The sequence below is a fragment of the Tenacibaculum ovolyticum DSM 18103 genome (genome assembly GCF_000430545.1).
In the GTDB taxonomy this organism is placed as follows: domain Bacteria; phylum Bacteroidota; class Bacteroidia; order Flavobacteriales; family Flavobacteriaceae; genus Polaribacter; species Polaribacter ovolyticus.
The window spans coordinates 113,273-128,568 of sequence record NZ_AUMF01000008.1 but is presented as its reverse complement, the minus strand read 5'-3'; the positions used below and the strand labels follow the sequence as shown (position 1 = coordinate 128,568).

The following is a 15,296-nucleotide window of genomic DNA, read 5'->3' as shown; positions in this document are numbered from 1 at the left end:
TTACTTTAGAATTTCAATTGATAATAATATGTCGATACAACTTACTTCTATATCTAAAACTTATGCAACTCAAAAAGCTGTAAACGAAATTTCTTTTAAAGCAGAAAAAGGGGAGATAGTTGGTTTTTTAGGCCCAAATGGAGCTGGGAAATCTACTACTATGAAAATTTTAACAGGTTTCATTAAACCAGGTGAAGGAGTCGTTTCTGTAAACGGAATAGATGTGGTTAAAAATCCTATTGAAGCACAAAAATGTATTGGGTATTTACCAGAGCATAATCCGTTGTATTTAGATATGTATGTGCGTGAGTATTTACAATTTCAAGCATCAATATATAAAGTTTCCAAAAATAAGATAGCAGAAGTAATAGAGAAAGTTGGTTTAGGTAGTGAGGCTCATAAGAAAATTGAACAGTTATCAAAAGGATATCGTCAACGAGTGGGATTAGCAGCAGCTATCTTACATGATCCTGAAGTGTTAATTTTAGATGAACCAACTACAGGTTTAGATCCAAATCAGTTGGTTGAAATTAGAGAATTAATAAAAGAACTCGGAAAAAATAAAACAGTTTTATTTTCTACACATATTATGCAAGAAGTAGAAGCTGTGTGTAATCGTGTAATTATTATTAATAAAGGTGAATTGATTGTTGATAAAGCAATTTCAGAACTTAAAACAAGTAATGAACAGGTTATAAAAGTAACGTTTGATTATAAGTTAGAAGAGCAGTTTATACAACGTTTACCAAATCTTATTCATTATAAAAATACTGTAGATAACAATTGGAGACTTACTTTTGAAGCAAAAGAAGATATGCGCCCTGTAATTTTCGACTTCGCCCAAGAAAATGGATTGAAAATTTTAGGTTTAAATGCTGAAAATAAAGATTTAGAAAGTCTGTTTAGAGAGTTAACTAGTTAATTTTTTGTAATTTTCTTTAAAAGAAGCCTATTTTTAATATTCACTTAGGTTTAATATTAAGAATTATTAGCGTATTTATTTTTAAACCATACTTTTTTCCAAACTCTTTTTAATAATAAAAAAGTAATATTCTCGACATACTCATCAAAATTTGATGCATCCATGTTTTTTATCACCTCTTCAGGAATATCAACGACATATAAAAGGTTATTATAGGTAGAAGTGTCATTGCTAATTAAATACTGTATTCCTTTTTTAAGCGCTTCTTTTAACGCTATAGGTGAGTTCTCTTTAGATAACTTAAAGTCAAAACTAGCTAAATTAAAATCTTTATTAAGCTGCGCTATTAACATAAAATAATAATTATTCTTAGCTGCATTTGTTAATAAGTCATTACTATTTTGATAAGTAGGTAGCATTTTATAAAGTTAATAAATTAGGAAGAGAATAGTACACATTTTTTTATAAAAATAAACAGGTGTTTTCCCCTTTTTAAATCCAATTAAACCTGAAAATAATCAAAGGAAAAGAACTTATTTAAAGGAGATTTTCATTGCTGCTTTTTTGAGTTGTTACGGTTAATTTTACAATGTATTCGAATTCAATTTATTCGAATTACAGTTAATATAACCAACAATAACTATAAGTGATTTACGAAATACTACAGATTATTACAGAAGAGTTAAATGATTATCTTGAAGGAAATGAAGTAGCGTTGGCAAATATAGCTGATGCTAATTCAGAAGGAAATTCATCGGGTAGTTTTCCTGAAATATCATTGTCGTTAATTAATCTTCAAGAAGAATTTGCTTTAAAAAATACACGTAATAATTCGGTAAGAGGAACTTCAGTTTCTTATAAAAACCCAAAAATTTATTTAAACTTATTTGTACTCTTTAGCCTTAACAAATCTACTTATACAGAATCATTAAAAAGTCTTGCAAAAATAATCGCTTTTTTTCAAGGTAAAAAAGTCTTCACGCAAGCAAATAGTAATTACGATAAAGTTGAAGGGTCTGAGAACATTAAGAGTTTTAAGTTTATTACAGAACTCTATACGCCAAGTTTTGAAGAGTTAAACTTTATATGGGGAACTTTAGGAGGAAAACAAAACCCATCAGTACTTTATAAAATAACATTATTAGAAATTGAAAGAGATGCAGTAACAAAAGAAGGAACTGTTATTTCTGAGATGAATAAAAACGCAACAATCAATAACTAATGATCTATAAAACACTTTTAAATATAAACCTATTACACGCTTATTTTCTTGATAGTGGAATTAAAAAATATCATAACCCAAATAATCTTACGAATGAGTTAAATGATAAAGAAAAAGAAGAGGCAGAAAAGGTTTATAAGAGTATTAATTTTTTAGAAATAATACCTACAAGAACTACTTTAAGTGTAATAAAGAATTATAGGTTAATGGTTAGGGATGATTCAAAAGGAATAAGAATTCTTGCAACATCACAAAAAGAAATAGCAAAAGAGGATGGTAGTGAAATAGAAAGATATTGTCCATTTATTGAATTGCCAAATGATTTAATACTTACTTTTTTTGTTAGAGTAACAGACAGGTATTTTGAAAATTATACAGACATTATAAAAAAGAAAAGCAATCAGCTTTATAATTTATCTAATATTTCAACAACAGCTACGAATGTTTTTGATTCTAATGGAAACATTGAAGAATGGAGTTCTTTCTTAATAACAGAAAGAGAATCTAGAAGATTGGTATATGAATTGGAAAAAGAAAATGAAGCAAACAGTATTACACCAAAAAGAGTAACAATTGCTGATATAGATTCAGATAAGATAAATGCTATTGAAACTAAAATAGATAATAATATTTTATTAAATATTGACGAATCTGAAATAATAGAAAATTTAGATTCAAGTATAAAAAAACTTAAAAATAAAGGGATTATTGGTGTTGTTAGGTTAAAAGTTTCAGGTGATAATAATTCGAATTTAACTGAAAATATAATGGTAAAAAATATTGAAACGAACAATTTTGATATCAATAAAAACTGTTTACTAAAAGAAGCACCAACTTTTCAGATATATATAGAAAATAGAAAAACTTTTTGGAGATATAACCAAATATCAAAAAGTTTAAAGATGATTACAAATACTAAACAACCTTTAACCAAAAATGGTAAAGTAGAAATTAGTAAAACAGATGTAGCACCTCAACCTATAACCCCCGTTTTTTTTCCAAACCCAACAGCAGAAAGTATTACGCTAGATTCTAATAATCAAGATTACTATTCAGAAATATTTATATAACAAAAACTAAAATTAATAATTATGTCAGCTTACAAAACACCAGGAGTCTACATTGAAGAAATTGTAAAATTTCCACCGTCAGTAGCTCAAGTAGAAACAGCAATTCCAGCCTTTATTGGATATACAGAAAAGGCTACAAAAAAAGCAATAGGAGATCTAAAAGGTAAACCGACTCGTATTACTTCAATGTTAGAGTATGAAAGTTATTTTGGAAAACCTAAAAATGAAACTGGAATTAAAGTATCTGTAGTTAATGGAGAAATCTTTGCAGAAGGACCTTCTAAAAACGATAGGTCTCCATTTCTTATGTATTATGGAATGCAAATGTTCTTTGCAAATGGAGGAGGACCATGTTATATTGTTTCAGTAGGAAGATATGGAAATATTATTGATGATGCTGATGCAAAAGTTTCTATTATCGAACAACCAAAATTAAAAGCTGGTTTAGATGCTATAGAGAAAATTGATGAGGCTACATTAATTGTATTTCCAGATGCTACAAACTTAGGAGACGTTGATAGCTTTTATGGTTTGTATAATGATGCTTTAAAGCAATGTTTAAAATTAAAAGATCGTTTTGTAATTATTGATTCAGAGCATGATGATGAATCACAATCACCTACTCCTGTAGAAGATTTAAGAAACAAAATTTCTAGTATTAAGAACGAAGTTAAATATGGAGCAGCATATTATCCGTTTTTAAAAACAATTCTAGATTATGCATATGATGAATCACAAATTTTGGTCGTAGAAAAATCTACTACTCAAGAAGATTTAGAAGCACAAGTACAATCTGTTTCAGATGATATTGATACTGCTAAATTTAATGATTTAAAAATAGCATTAAATACTTTAAAAGCAGATACTGATGCTAACGTTACAGATGCAGTATCAGCGGCAGGATATACACCTATAGTAAAGGCGTCTATAGATAATGTGATAAACTATGTAAACTCAATTAAAACTAGTTTAGAAACAGCTTTGGCAATTTCACGAAAAAATGCTAGCGTAGTAACAGAATCAAATGCTTTAGATACTTGGATTACAAATATTTTAGATGATGTAATTCTTGATTTTAATAAAGCAAAAGATAGATTAAATGATGATGATACAGCGACTAAAATTAAAAATGAAATTGATGCAAATGTTTTAGAAATTGATAATTTAAAAACTGCTTTAGATACTCTTATTACTCCTGGAGAGTTAAGTTTATTAATTACAGCTTTAAATGCTAATGCAGGTGTTTTTCCTTCAACAACTACTATTCTTAGAGATCTTAAAAATACTAACGATCGTTTATATAATCAGATAAGAGCTGAAATTGGACGATTACCATTAGTACTACCTCCAAGTTCAACAATAGCAGGGATTTATGCTGCGGTTGATTCTAATAGAGGAGTATGGAAAGCGCCAGCAAATGTAAGTTTAAATTATGTTGTAGAGCCAACTATTCAAGTATCTCATGAAGAACAACAAGGTTTAAATGTTGATGAAATTGCAGGTAAATCTATAAATGCAATTAGAACTTTTGTAGGGAAAGGAAATTTAGTATGGGGAGCAAGAACTCTTGCAGGAAATGATAATGAATGGAGGTATGTACCTGTAAGACGTTTTTTTAATATGGCAGAAGAGTCAATTAAAAAAGCTACTGAGCAATTTGTTTTTGAACCAAATGATAAAAATACTTGGATTCGTGTAAAAGCAATGATTGATAATTTTTTAACACTACAATGGAGGTCAGGAGCATTAGCAGGACCAACACCAGAAAAAGCTTTTTACGTAAACATTGGTTTAGGAGAAACAATGACAGCGCAAGATATTTTAGAAGGAAATATGATTATTGAAATAGGAATGGCTGTTGTTCGTCCTGCAGAATTTATCATTTTAAAATTCTCACATAAAATGCAAGAAGCATAATTAATACGCTAAATAAAACTTAACAAATTATAAAATAAAAAATCATGGCAGAATTATATCCACTTCCAAAGTTTTCCTTTGAGGTAGCTTTTGGAGACACAAAGTTTAATTGCACCGAAGTATCGGGATTGACTTTTGAAAATAAAATGATTGAATATCGTGGAGGAGCAGATAGTGAATATCATAAATCTAAACAACCAGGGCTATTCGAGTACCCTAATATTACAGTAAAGAGTGGTGTATTTGCTGATAAAAGTAAGCGGTTTTACGAACAATGGGCAAAAACAGTTTACTTTCAAGAAGGAGGAGCACAGTTTAGAGGAGATTTAACCATTAGTTTATTAGATGAAAACGGAGACCCATCGGTAACATGGAAAGCTCAAAATGCTTACATCACAAAAGTAACACCAACAGATTTAAAAGCTGATGGTAATGAAATAGCAATTGAAACTGCTGAATGGGTTCATGAAAAATTAACAATGATAAGTTAATGACTAGTTACCATCCACCAGTAGGCTTTAGTTTTAAAGTAGAGTTTGAAACGATTTCATCATCAGAAGGAGATAACTCATTTCAATCAGTTTCGGGGCTTTCAGTAGACCTCGAAACTGAAGAAATTGCGGAAGGAGGAGAAAACAGGTTTAAGCATAAAATACCAGTACGATCAAAATATCCAAACTTAGTTTTAAAAAGGGGAGCATTGGTAAATTCTGAAGTTATAAAATGGTGTAAAAAAGCATTAGAAAACTTTGAAATTCAACCAGTAAATATAAATGTAATGTTGCTTGGAGAAGATAAACAAGCCATTCAAACTTGGAATATTGTTCACGCATACCCTGTAAAATGGAATGTTGGTGATTTTAATGCTGAAGAAAGTAAACTAGTAATAGAAACTCTTGAGTTAACCTATAATTATTTTAAAGTCGTTTAATTATGCCAATTACTATTAAAGAATTACATATTAAAATAAATGTAGATGAAAAGTCTGAAAAACAAGGGCAAACTAGTGGAGTATCTAGTAATAATACAGCCGCTATAGTAGCCACTTGTGTTGAAGAAGTAATGGACATTCTTGAAAGACAAAAACAACGATAATGAGTCAAGGAGCACTAAAAAAACTAGTTATAAAAGCTTATAAAGATGATAAGTTTAATGATGAGGTTGCCAATGGAGAGTTTACAACGCTGGTAAACCCTGAAAAATATATGGTGGCATACAAGCCAGAGTATACTGAAGTTCAGGGACAAGGAACAAGTGGATCACAACCAAAGTTTACAAAAATTCCGCCTCAAGAACTAGATTTAGATTTATTATTTGACAGTAGCGGAGTAATTGACGGAAAAGGTGATTCAACAAACGGAATCATTGATAAAATAGAAGCCTTTAAGAGAATTGTTTTTGAATATAAAGGAGAAGAACATAAACCCAATTACTTAATGATTAAGTGGGGAGCTTTACTTTTTAAAGGCTCTTTAGTTGATCTTTCAATAGAATATAGATTGTTTGCTTCTGACGGAACTCCGTTGAGAGCTAATGCAAAGCTAAAAGTAAAAGGAACTATTGATGATGATTTACGAGTAGCAAAAGAAAATAATCAATCGCCAGATTTAACACACTATCGTAAAGTAAAAGCAGGAGACACTTTACCATTAATGTGTTATCGTATTTATGGGGATTCTAATTATTATTTAGAAGTAGCTCGTGTAAACAAAATAATGCAATTCAGAAAATTAAAACCAGGACAAGAAATATTTTTTCCACCATTACAAAAATTCGCCTAAATGAATAGCACAGGAACCATAAAAACTTCAAAAAGTGCCGATTTAACCACTTTTAAAATCCTTATTGAAGGAGAGGAGTTATCAAAACTATATGAAGTTAAAAGTATTACTGTTTCTAAAGAAGTAAACAAAATACCAACAGCTCAAATTGTTTTGATTGATGGAGATGCTTCTAAAAGAGATTTTAAATTAAGTAATGAAGATTTATTAATTCCAGGAAAAGAAGTTGAAATTACTGCTGGTTATCATTCAGATGAAGAAACTATTTTTAAAGGAATTGTTATCAAACACAATTTAAGAATACGAGCGCATTCAGCACAATTGGTTATTGAATGTAAAGATGAAGCTGTAAAGATGACGATAGGTAGAAAGAGTAAATACTTCTACGAAAGTACAGATAGCGACATTTTTGAAGAAATTATAGGCGAATATGGATTATCTAAAGATGTTGAATCAACAAATCATGCTCACCCTGAATTAGTTCAGTATAACGCATCAGATTGGGATTTTCTAGTTTCAAGAGCGCAAGCTAATGGGAAATTATGCTTTATAGATGATGGAACGATTACCATTGCAAAACCAGATGTTGAGCAATCAGAAATAGAAACGGTAACCTTTGGAGGTTCTTTATTAGATTTTGATGCAGAAATAGATGCTCGTCATCAAATTAAAAAAGTAGCAGCATATAGTTGGAATCATGCAGATCAAGAATTAGTTGAAATAGAAGGGAAAGATCCAAATGTTGATTTAAATGGAAATTTATCAGTTTCAGATTTAAACAAAACGATAGGTTTAGAAAGTTTAGAATTAAGACATGGAGGTGTTGTTACTGATACCGAATTACAAGACTGGGCGGATGCAAAATGGTTATTTCAGCAACTAGCAAAAGTAAGAGGTAGAGTAAAGTTTCAAGGAATACCATCAGTAAAACCCAATACCATTTTAAAATTAGAAGGAGTTGGGGACCGATTTAATGGCAATGTTTATGTAACAGGTGTTCAACATGTTATTTCAGAAGGAAACTGGGTATCAAATGCACAATTTGGATTGTCAACAGAATGGTTTTCTGAAACTTTTGAAATCTCTGCAAAACCAGCTTCTGGGTTATTACCTGCCATTCAAGGATTACAGGTAGGTATTGTTTCTCAATTAGAAGAAGATCCTGATGGAGAGGATAGAATTTTAGTGCAAATTCCAATCATTAACAATGAAGAAGAAGGTATTTGGTGTAGAGTTGCTTCACCAGATGCAGGAGAAAATAGGGGGATTTTCTTTCGCCCAGAAATAGGAGATGAAGTCATTGTGGGATTTATCAATCAAGACCCTAATGATGCCATTGTTTTAGGGATGTTACATAGTAGTGCAAAACCTTCACCAATTACTGCGACAGATGATAATCATGAAAAAGGAATCATTACTAGAAGTGAGATGAAAGTACTATTTGATGATGATAAAAAGATAATTACTATTGAAACACCAGCAGGGAAAATTATTTCTCTTGATGAAGATGAAGGAGCTATTACTATTGAAGATGACAACTCAAATGTAATTACTATAAACAGTGATGGAATAGCAATGGAAAGCGCAGGGGATATTTCTTTAAAAGCTTCTGGAGATGTTACCATTGAAGGAACGAATGTAAGTTTAACAGCAAATGCAGAATTTAAAGCAGAAGGTAGTGCTGGGGCAGAAATGTCAACAAGTGCAATAGCCGTTTTAAAAGGCTCATTAGTTCAAATAAATTAAAAATATGGGGAGTCCAGCAGCAAGAATAACAGATATGCATGTTTGTCCGATGTCAACAGGGCCAGTACCTCATGTAGGAGGACCAATTTTACCAGCAGGAGAGCCTACAGTTTTAATAGGAGGTTTACCAGCAGCAAGAGTTGGAGATATGGCAGTTTGTGTTGGTCCACCAGATAGTATCGTTGCAGGTTCAGGAACAGTTTTAATAGGCGGCGTACCAGCAGCAAGAATGGGAGATAGTACTTCACATGGAGGCACTATAGTACTTGGAGAACCAACAGTATTAATAGGATAGTTAACGATGGAAAATAAAAAAGCTTTTTTAGGAATAGGATGGGGGTTTCCTCCAGAGTTTTCAGAAGACTTGAATGAAGTGGTAATGATATCTGATGAGGAAGATATTAAAAGTAGTTTAGAAATATTGTTAACCACTCGATTGGGTGAACGAGTATTATTACCTAATTATGGTTGTAATCTGCAAGAATTACTCTTTGAACGATTAGATAGAACACTCATAACCTATGCAAAAGAATTGATTGCAACTGCAATTTTATATCATGAACCAAGAATAGATGTAATTCACATTGATGTTTCAGAAACAGACCCTTTAGAGGGAATGTTAGTTATAAAAATTGAGTATAGAATTAGAGCTACGAATAGTAGAACCAATGTGGTGTTTCCTTTTTATAAAGGAGAAGGAACCGATATAAATTAAAAAAACATGAGTAAAATCATTCCTAACATATTACAACGAAACGGAACAGGACAAGAGCAACGTACTATCGATGCATTAGATCCTGAAAATTTCGAGCTTCACGATTTTACTATAGAAGATTGGATTTTATTTGCATATAGTTTTGCAGAAAAATTAAATTATTTCTCTAAAGAAAACCATGAGGTCGCTTCTAGTGATTGGCAGCTTTTTTTTAAAAAACTAACAACATCGAAAATTCCATTTAGAGGTACACGAGAATATGGGAAACTAAAAGAAGATATCGCTAAAACACTTAACGATTTTACAAAAGAAGCTAAACTTTCTCCGCATTTAACCTTATTTGTTTGTTTTTTAAAACTGTTAGAGTTTTCAAAAGAGCGATTTAATAAATTAACCAAGCGTCATTTAGATTTTTATTATAAAGAAATTCTTCAAGTTGATAAGAAAGAAGCAATTTCAGATCAAGCTCATGTAATTTTTGAATTAGCCAAAAAAATTACCAATCAACAAATTAAAGAGGATACTTTACTAGATGCAAAAAAAGATGCTTTAGGAAAACCTTTAAACTATAAAACGAACGAAGAGTTAATTGTAAATAAAGCTTCAATAGCAGCTATAAAAACTATTTATAATAACAATTCTGATGATTTAAAAAAGATAAAAGGAAGTCATGTAGCGAATACAAAAGATGGTCTAGAAGAACCACTTCTTGCTGATGATCCGTATTGGTACCCTTTCGGATATCCTTCTAACGGAAAAAATGTAGATGAATTACAAGATGCAGAAGTAGGTTTTTGCATTGCTTCACCTATGTTATTACTTCAAGAAGGAGAAAGAACAGTAACAATAACTATTAAGTTTGATGCTGATTTTGAAAAAGAATCTTTTAAAGTTGATACACTTATTGAAAATTTAAAACTGTACGGAAGTGGAGAAGAAAAGTGGATTGAACCTACTTTAATAGCAATTAACAACGCTAATGATGGTAATTTAGAAGTTACAAATCAAATAAGTTTTACATTTTTGTTAGGGTATGATTCAGATGCAGTAGTAAGTTATAAAGAAGAATTTCTCTTAAAAAAATACAAAACAACACATCCATTAGTTCGTTTTATTTTTGATGTTTCTAATGATACTGGATATAATTTTTATAGATTTTTAGCAAGTAACACTGTAAATGAGATTACCATAAAAACAGTTGTTAAAGGAGTTAAATCATTAAAAGTTGAAAATGATAACGGGCTCATAAAAACTAAAAAACCTTTTCACCCTTTTACAACTCGCCCTATCGAAGGTTCTAATTTTAGTGTAAATTATGAAGAAGCTTTTTCTAAAAAATGGAAAGATTTTACGGTTAATTTACGTTGGAAAAATGTTCCTGAAGATTTTAAAATTTGGTATCAGGCATATTTAAAATCAACAAGCTACTCTTCAATCTCTACATACGCAATCGAACTTACAAAAGATATAGATGATAGAAGTTTATTAATTGCTGATGAAAAATATTTCGAAGTAAAGAATAGAATGTTACATGTAGCGGGAGAAACAAAAGAAACCGTTGGAGAAGTTGTAAATTTATTTACCAGACACGTTGTTGAGGATGGAGATACTGAAGAAGTTTTTTATACAGGGAATTACACAGCTGTAAATTCAAGTAGTACTTATGAAGTTGACAAAGCAGGAGCTTTACAATTAACATTAGAACAGTCTTTTTTACATGGATTATATGCTCGTTTATATGCCTTGGCTGTTAGTTCGGGAGATAAAAATATAAATCTTCCAAACGAAGCATACACACCTTTGGTGGAAACATTAACTGTTGATTATGTTGCTGAAGAAACTATTTTGATGTCTGGGGTAAATAGAGATGATAATCGCATTCAACTCTTTCATAATCATCCATTCGGAGAACATGAAGAAAATTACGCAGAAAAAAAATACTTACAAACAGAAAAGAACATCATAGATATTTTTGATAAAGATACTATTCAAACTTTTTTAGTGCCAAAATACTGTTTAGGAGGACATTTATTTTTAGGAATAGAAAACCTCGAACCTCAGCAAAATCTGTCTTTATTAATTCAAGTCCTTGAAGGAAGTGAAAACCCGGAAGTCGAAAGTTTTAAAGAAAATGAAAAAGTAAACTGGTCTATTTTATGTAAAAATAAATGGAAAAGTCTTGAAAACGATATTATTTCTAATAATACAGATAATTTCTTAAAATCAGGAATTATCAAGTTTTCTATACCAAAAGAGGCTAGTATAGATAATACATTACTACCAGCAGGATATATTTGGATAAAAGCTCAAATGAATAAATCATTTGATGCAGTATGTAAAGTTATTAATATTCATGCACAAGCTGTTGTTGCTACCTTTAAAAATAATGATAATGAAGTAAGTCATTTAAAAAACGGACTAGCCAGCGATACTATAAAAAAAATGGTAACTCGTATACCACAAATTAAATCATTATCACAACCCTACAATGCCTTTGGAGGAAACGCTGAAGAATCTGATGATAATTTTTACCGAAGAATTAGCGAACGTTTGCGTCATAAAAACAGGGCAATAACACTTTGGGATTACGAGCATTTAATTCTTCAGAAATTTCCAGAAATTTATAAGGTAAAATGTTTAAATCACACTTCAAAAGCAAGTTTTACAGCAGCAGGACACGTTACAATTGTAGTAGTGCCAGATACCGTAAATAAAAATGTATTTGATATTTATCAGCCAAGAGTAAGCAAAGCAACTCTAAATAATATAACCAAGTATATAAACTCATTAAACACTTTGCATGTAAATGCTGAAGTAATGAATCCGAATTATGAAGAAATAAGTATTGGTTTAGAAGCTAGTTTTTATGAAGGTTTTGATGATAATTTTTATACAGAACAATTAAAATCAGACATCACAAAATTTTTGTCACCATGGGCTTACGATGAGACAAAAGAAGTAACCTTTGGTATTGCATTACATAAAAGCATATTGATTGATTATATAGAAAAACTACCCTATGTAGATTATTTACAAAATGTAAAAATGAATGGAGATGCTAACATTTATAAAATAATGCCTAGCAATCCAAAATCAATAATAGTATCCGCAAAAACACATACGGTAAGCACAGTATTAACTACCTGTAAAGGAACTAAAAAAGTTATAGAACAGATATGTCAGTTATAAATAAACCCATAAATATTCCTAAAAATATAACAACAAATGATGATTTAGATTTTTCTTTTTTAAGAAAAGAAGGAATCTCATACCTAGAAAATCTAGGAGGTAAGTTATGGACTGACTTTAATTCGCATGATCCAGGAGTAACCATTTTAGAGATGCTGTGTTATGCAATTACCGATTTAGGAATGCGAATGAATACACCTTTAGAGGATTTGTTAGCATCTAAAGAACCAGATTTATCATTACAAGCGCAGTTTTATAAAGCCTCTGAAATCTTTCCATCAAAACCAGTAAATGAGCTAGATTATAGAAAATTATTTATTGACATAGATGGAGTAAAAAACTGCTGGTTAATAATTTATGAAAAACAAGTATATGTAGATTGTAAAAATAATAAGCTTGCTTATAAAAAGTTTAATAACATTCTACCTGAGTTTCAAAAAGATTTTAAATTAAAAGGACTGTACACTTTATTGGTAGATCTTGAGGAGGATTGTAGTGAAGAGGTATTTTCTGATATTAAAAAAGCATATCACAAGAATCGAAATTTATGTGAAGATTTAATTGAAGTAAAGCAAGTAGAAGAACAACCAATCGCCATTTGTGCTAATATAGATGTTATGCCCGAAGCAGATGAAGAATGGATATATGCTACTATTTTATTTGAGATAGAAAATTATTTATCACCCTCTTTAAAACGTTATTCTGTTAAGCAAATGCTAGACAAAAAGTACACTACCGATGAGATATTTGATGGGCCTGTATTAAAAAACGGATTTATTGATACCAAAGAACTTAAAGAAGCAACGCTAAGAAAAGAAGTACGTTTATCGGACATTATGAAAATTATAATGAATGTTAAAGGTGTAAAATTGATTAAAGATATATCTGTAGGGTTTTGTGATAAAACGATAACACAAGATAATAAATGGGTAGTTTGTATAGATGAAGGTAAAAAACCAGTATTATGCGATAAGAGAACTTTTAATTTTAGTAAAGGATTTCTGCCGCTAAATTTAAACTACGATAGAGCAGATACATATTTACTACAAATAAAAAAAGATGAAGTTCAAGAAATAAAAGAAGAAGAGAAGGATATATCATTACCTGAAGGGAATGAAATAAACACCAATGAATATACTACTATTCAAAATGATTTTCCAGATACTTATGGAATTGGTCAAGAAGGATTGTCGGTTCATGTTACAAACGAACGAAAATCAAAAGCAAAACAATTAAAAGGATACTTAACTTTTTTTGATCAAATTTTAGCAACTTATTTCAAACACTTATCAGAAGTAAAAACATTATTATCTGTTAGCGGACAAGAAAAGCGAACCTACTTTACACAAGCTGTTAAAGATATTAAAGACTTTAAAGATATTGTAAATGAATATCCTGAATCAAACGATACAGAGCTAACAAAATTATTATTAAGTCAATTTGATAATAATATTGAAAGGAGGAATTCCATTTTAGATCATTTATTAGCCCGTTTTGCCGAAAGATTTGGAGAATATACCTTTTTAATGAAAGCATTGTACGGAACTGCTACCGATGAAATTGTATTATCAAATAAAGAAGCATTTTTAAAAGATTACAAAGTAATTAGTAGTAATAGAGGGCTCGCATTTAACTATAAAGAATCTGAAGAGAATTTATGGGATACCAATAATGTTTCTGGTTTTCAGAAGCGTATAGCTCGTTTAATGGGTATTACAAATGAGAAAAGAAGACATTTAACAGAAGCAAATGTTGAAGTATACGATTTATTAGATAGCGAAAACAAAAAAGTATACAGATGGAGATTAAAAGATAATGATGGAAATATTGTGTTATCGGCAACAGAAAATTACCCAAAAGTAGCACTTGCTACAAGAGAATTATACTTTGCGGTACTTCAAATTGTACAAACAAGTGAAAACGAAATAGAAGAAGCTTTTAAAAACAATATTAAAGACGAAACAATTATAGGATTTATAAGAATACATAAATCAACTCCATCAAAACCATCAATTCCAGTAAAATACTCTTTTGATGTTATTAATCTTGAAAAAAAAGAAAGTAGTCCTGATTATATTATAGCTAAGCAATACACGTATTACACTACTCTTAATGATTTAAAAGATGCATTGTTAAAAACAATCACTTTTATGAAAAAAGAGTTTACAGAAGAAGGAATGTTTTTGGTAGAACACATGCTATTACGACCAGATGTTACTAATAACTATTCAGAAAATTTTTTACCTATTTGCGCAGATGATTGTGAAGATTGCGGAACTATAGATCCATATTCATATAGAGTAAGTATTGTATTACCAGGATATACGTATCGTTTTTCAAACCCTGATTTTAGGCGCTATATGGAAGATGTAATAAGGCAAGAATTACCCGCACATATACTACCAAGAATATGTTGGGTAGGAGATAGGAAAGAAGTTGCAAATAAAAATGAAAATGATTTGTTGAGGTTCGAAAAAAGGTATAAAGAATACCTGTTTGCTAAAACTGTGTTAGAACAAAAGCAACCTGTAGTAAATAATGAGCTGCAAAATTTAATGACTGCAATGCATGAATTAAATACGATTTATCCCGCGGGAAGATTAACAGATTGTAGTGCAGAAGATGAAGCTTTAGATGGAAGGATAATTTTAGGGCAATCGAGTATAGGAAGTATAGATACAGAAAAGAAAATAATAAAGACATAAAAATAGTACGTGTTTATCAATTAACACTG

General features: G+C 30.4%; 14 protein-coding genes. 13 read left to right on the top strand and 1 reads right to left on the bottom strand.

Annotated features, from left to right (window positions below; translation table 11 throughout):
- Window positions 1-28 precede the first annotated feature (28 nt).
- Window positions 29-922 carry a gliding motility-associated ABC transporter ATP-binding subunit GldA gene (gene gldA, locus H518_RS0100505; RefSeq protein WP_028887250.1) on the top strand — a complete coding sequence of 298 codons (894 nt, stop codon included), beginning with the start codon at window positions 29-31 and terminating at the stop codon, window positions 920-922.
- A gap of 56 nt (window positions 923-978) precedes the next feature.
- Here gldA and H518_RS0100500 read toward each other — a convergent pair whose 3' ends face one another.
- Complete coding sequence (locus H518_RS0100500) at window positions 979-1,341, bottom strand: hypothetical protein (protein WP_028887249.1); 363 nt, start codon at window positions 1,339-1,341, stop codon at window positions 979-981.
- A gap of 227 nt (window positions 1,342-1,568) precedes the next feature.
- On the opposite strand from H518_RS0100500, the gene H518_RS0100495 reads away from it, so the two are divergent.
- From H518_RS0100495 to H518_RS0100440, 12 genes are read left to right on the top strand one after another with little or no spacing between them, the layout of a single operon-like run.
- Complete coding sequence (locus H518_RS0100495; RefSeq protein ID WP_028887248.1) at window positions 1,569-2,144, top strand: DUF4255 domain-containing protein; 576 nt, start codon at window positions 1,569-1,571, stop codon at window positions 2,142-2,144.
- Window positions 2,144-3,214 (top strand): hypothetical protein, encoded by a 1,071-nt coding sequence (locus H518_RS0100490; protein ID WP_028887247.1) that lies wholly within the window; start codon window positions 2,144-2,146, stop codon window positions 3,212-3,214. Before H518_RS0100495 ends, H518_RS0100490 begins: the two co-directional genes overlap by 1 nt.
- 21 nt (window positions 3,215-3,235) lie before the next feature.
- Window positions 3,236-5,131 (top strand): phage tail sheath family protein, encoded by a 1,896-nt coding sequence (locus H518_RS0100485; protein WP_231891912.1) that lies wholly within the window; start codon window positions 3,236-3,238, stop codon window positions 5,129-5,131.
- A gap of 44 nt (window positions 5,132-5,175) precedes the next feature.
- Entirely contained in the window at window positions 5,176-5,622 is a 447-nt protein-coding gene (locus H518_RS0100480; protein ID WP_028887245.1) for a phage tail protein, read from the top strand.
- Window positions 5,622-6,062, top strand: coding sequence for a phage tail protein (locus H518_RS0100475; RefSeq protein WP_028887244.1), 441 nt, complete (start codon window positions 5,622-5,624; stop codon window positions 6,060-6,062). The genes H518_RS0100480 and H518_RS0100475 overlap by 1 nt, the downstream gene beginning before the upstream one ends.
- 2 nt (window positions 6,063-6,064) lie before the next feature.
- Window positions 6,065-6,226, top strand: a complete 162-nt coding sequence (locus H518_RS21255; protein ID WP_169720511.1) for a DUF5908 family protein — start codon at window positions 6,065-6,067, stop codon at window positions 6,224-6,226.
- Window positions 6,226-6,912, top strand: coding sequence for a CIS tube protein (locus H518_RS0100465; protein WP_028887243.1), 687 nt, complete (start codon window positions 6,226-6,228; stop codon window positions 6,910-6,912). The genes H518_RS21255 and H518_RS0100465 overlap by 1 nt, the downstream gene beginning before the upstream one ends.
- Window positions 6,913-8,658, top strand: a complete 1,746-nt coding sequence (gene vgrG / locus H518_RS0100460; RefSeq protein WP_028887242.1) for a type VI secretion system tip protein VgrG — start codon at window positions 6,913-6,915, stop codon at window positions 8,656-8,658. It begins immediately after the preceding gene.
- A 4-nt stretch (window positions 8,659-8,662) separates the two neighbouring features.
- Window positions 8,663-8,953 carry a PAAR domain-containing protein gene (locus H518_RS0100455; RefSeq protein WP_028887241.1) on the top strand — a complete coding sequence of 97 codons (291 nt, stop codon included), beginning with the start codon at window positions 8,663-8,665 and terminating at the stop codon, window positions 8,951-8,953.
- A gap of 6 nt (window positions 8,954-8,959) precedes the next feature.
- Entirely contained in the window at window positions 8,960-9,373 is a 414-nt protein-coding gene (locus tag H518_RS0100450) for a GPW/gp25 family protein (protein WP_028887240.1), read from the top strand.
- Between the two features lie 6 nt (window positions 9,374-9,379).
- The gene (locus H518_RS0100445; RefSeq protein ID WP_028887239.1) at window positions 9,380-12,562 is read left to right on the top strand and encodes a baseplate J/gp47 family protein; all 3,183 of its coding nucleotides are present in this window, start codon (window positions 9,380-9,382) and stop codon (window positions 12,560-12,562) included.
- Window positions 12,550-15,267 carry a hypothetical protein gene (locus H518_RS0100440; RefSeq protein WP_028887238.1) on the top strand — a complete coding sequence of 906 codons (2,718 nt, stop codon included), beginning with the start codon at window positions 12,550-12,552 and terminating at the stop codon, window positions 15,265-15,267. The genes H518_RS0100445 and H518_RS0100440 overlap by 13 nt, the downstream gene beginning before the upstream one ends.
- Window positions 15,268-15,296 lie beyond the last annotated feature (29 nt).

Bases quoted from the DNA above. Each gene is read 5' to 3' on its own strand.
- gldA (WP_028887250.1), top strand. From the start codon at position 29: ATGTCGATACAACTTACTTCTATATCTAAAACTTATGCAACTCAAAAA.
- H518_RS0100500 (WP_028887249.1), bottom strand. From the start codon at position 1,341: ATGCTACCTACTTATCAAAATAGTAATGACTTATTAACAAATGCAGCT.
- H518_RS0100490 (WP_028887247.1), top strand. From the start codon at position 2,144: ATGATCTATAAAACACTTTTAAATATAAACCTATTACACGCTTATTTT.
- H518_RS0100485 (WP_231891912.1), top strand. From the start codon at position 3,236: ATGTCAGCTTACAAAACACCAGGAGTCTACATTGAAGAAATTGTAAAA.
- H518_RS0100480 (WP_028887245.1), top strand. From the start codon at position 5,176: ATGGCAGAATTATATCCACTTCCAAAGTTTTCCTTTGAGGTAGCTTTT.
- H518_RS0100475 (WP_028887244.1), top strand. From the start codon at position 5,622: ATGACTAGTTACCATCCACCAGTAGGCTTTAGTTTTAAAGTAGAGTTT.
- H518_RS21255 (WP_169720511.1), top strand. From the start codon at position 6,065: ATGCCAATTACTATTAAAGAATTACATATTAAAATAAATGTAGATGAA.
- H518_RS0100465 (WP_028887243.1), top strand. From the start codon at position 6,226: ATGAGTCAAGGAGCACTAAAAAAACTAGTTATAAAAGCTTATAAAGAT.
- vgrG (WP_028887242.1), top strand. From the start codon at position 6,913: ATGAATAGCACAGGAACCATAAAAACTTCAAAAAGTGCCGATTTAACC.
- H518_RS0100455 (WP_028887241.1), top strand. From the start codon at position 8,663: ATGGGGAGTCCAGCAGCAAGAATAACAGATATGCATGTTTGTCCGATG.
- H518_RS0100450 (WP_028887240.1), top strand. From the start codon at position 8,960: ATGGAAAATAAAAAAGCTTTTTTAGGAATAGGATGGGGGTTTCCTCCA.
- H518_RS0100445 (WP_028887239.1), top strand. From the start codon at position 9,380: ATGAGTAAAATCATTCCTAACATATTACAACGAAACGGAACAGGACAA.
- H518_RS0100440 (WP_028887238.1), top strand. From the start codon at position 12,550: ATGTCAGTTATAAATAAACCCATAAATATTCCTAAAAATATAACAACA.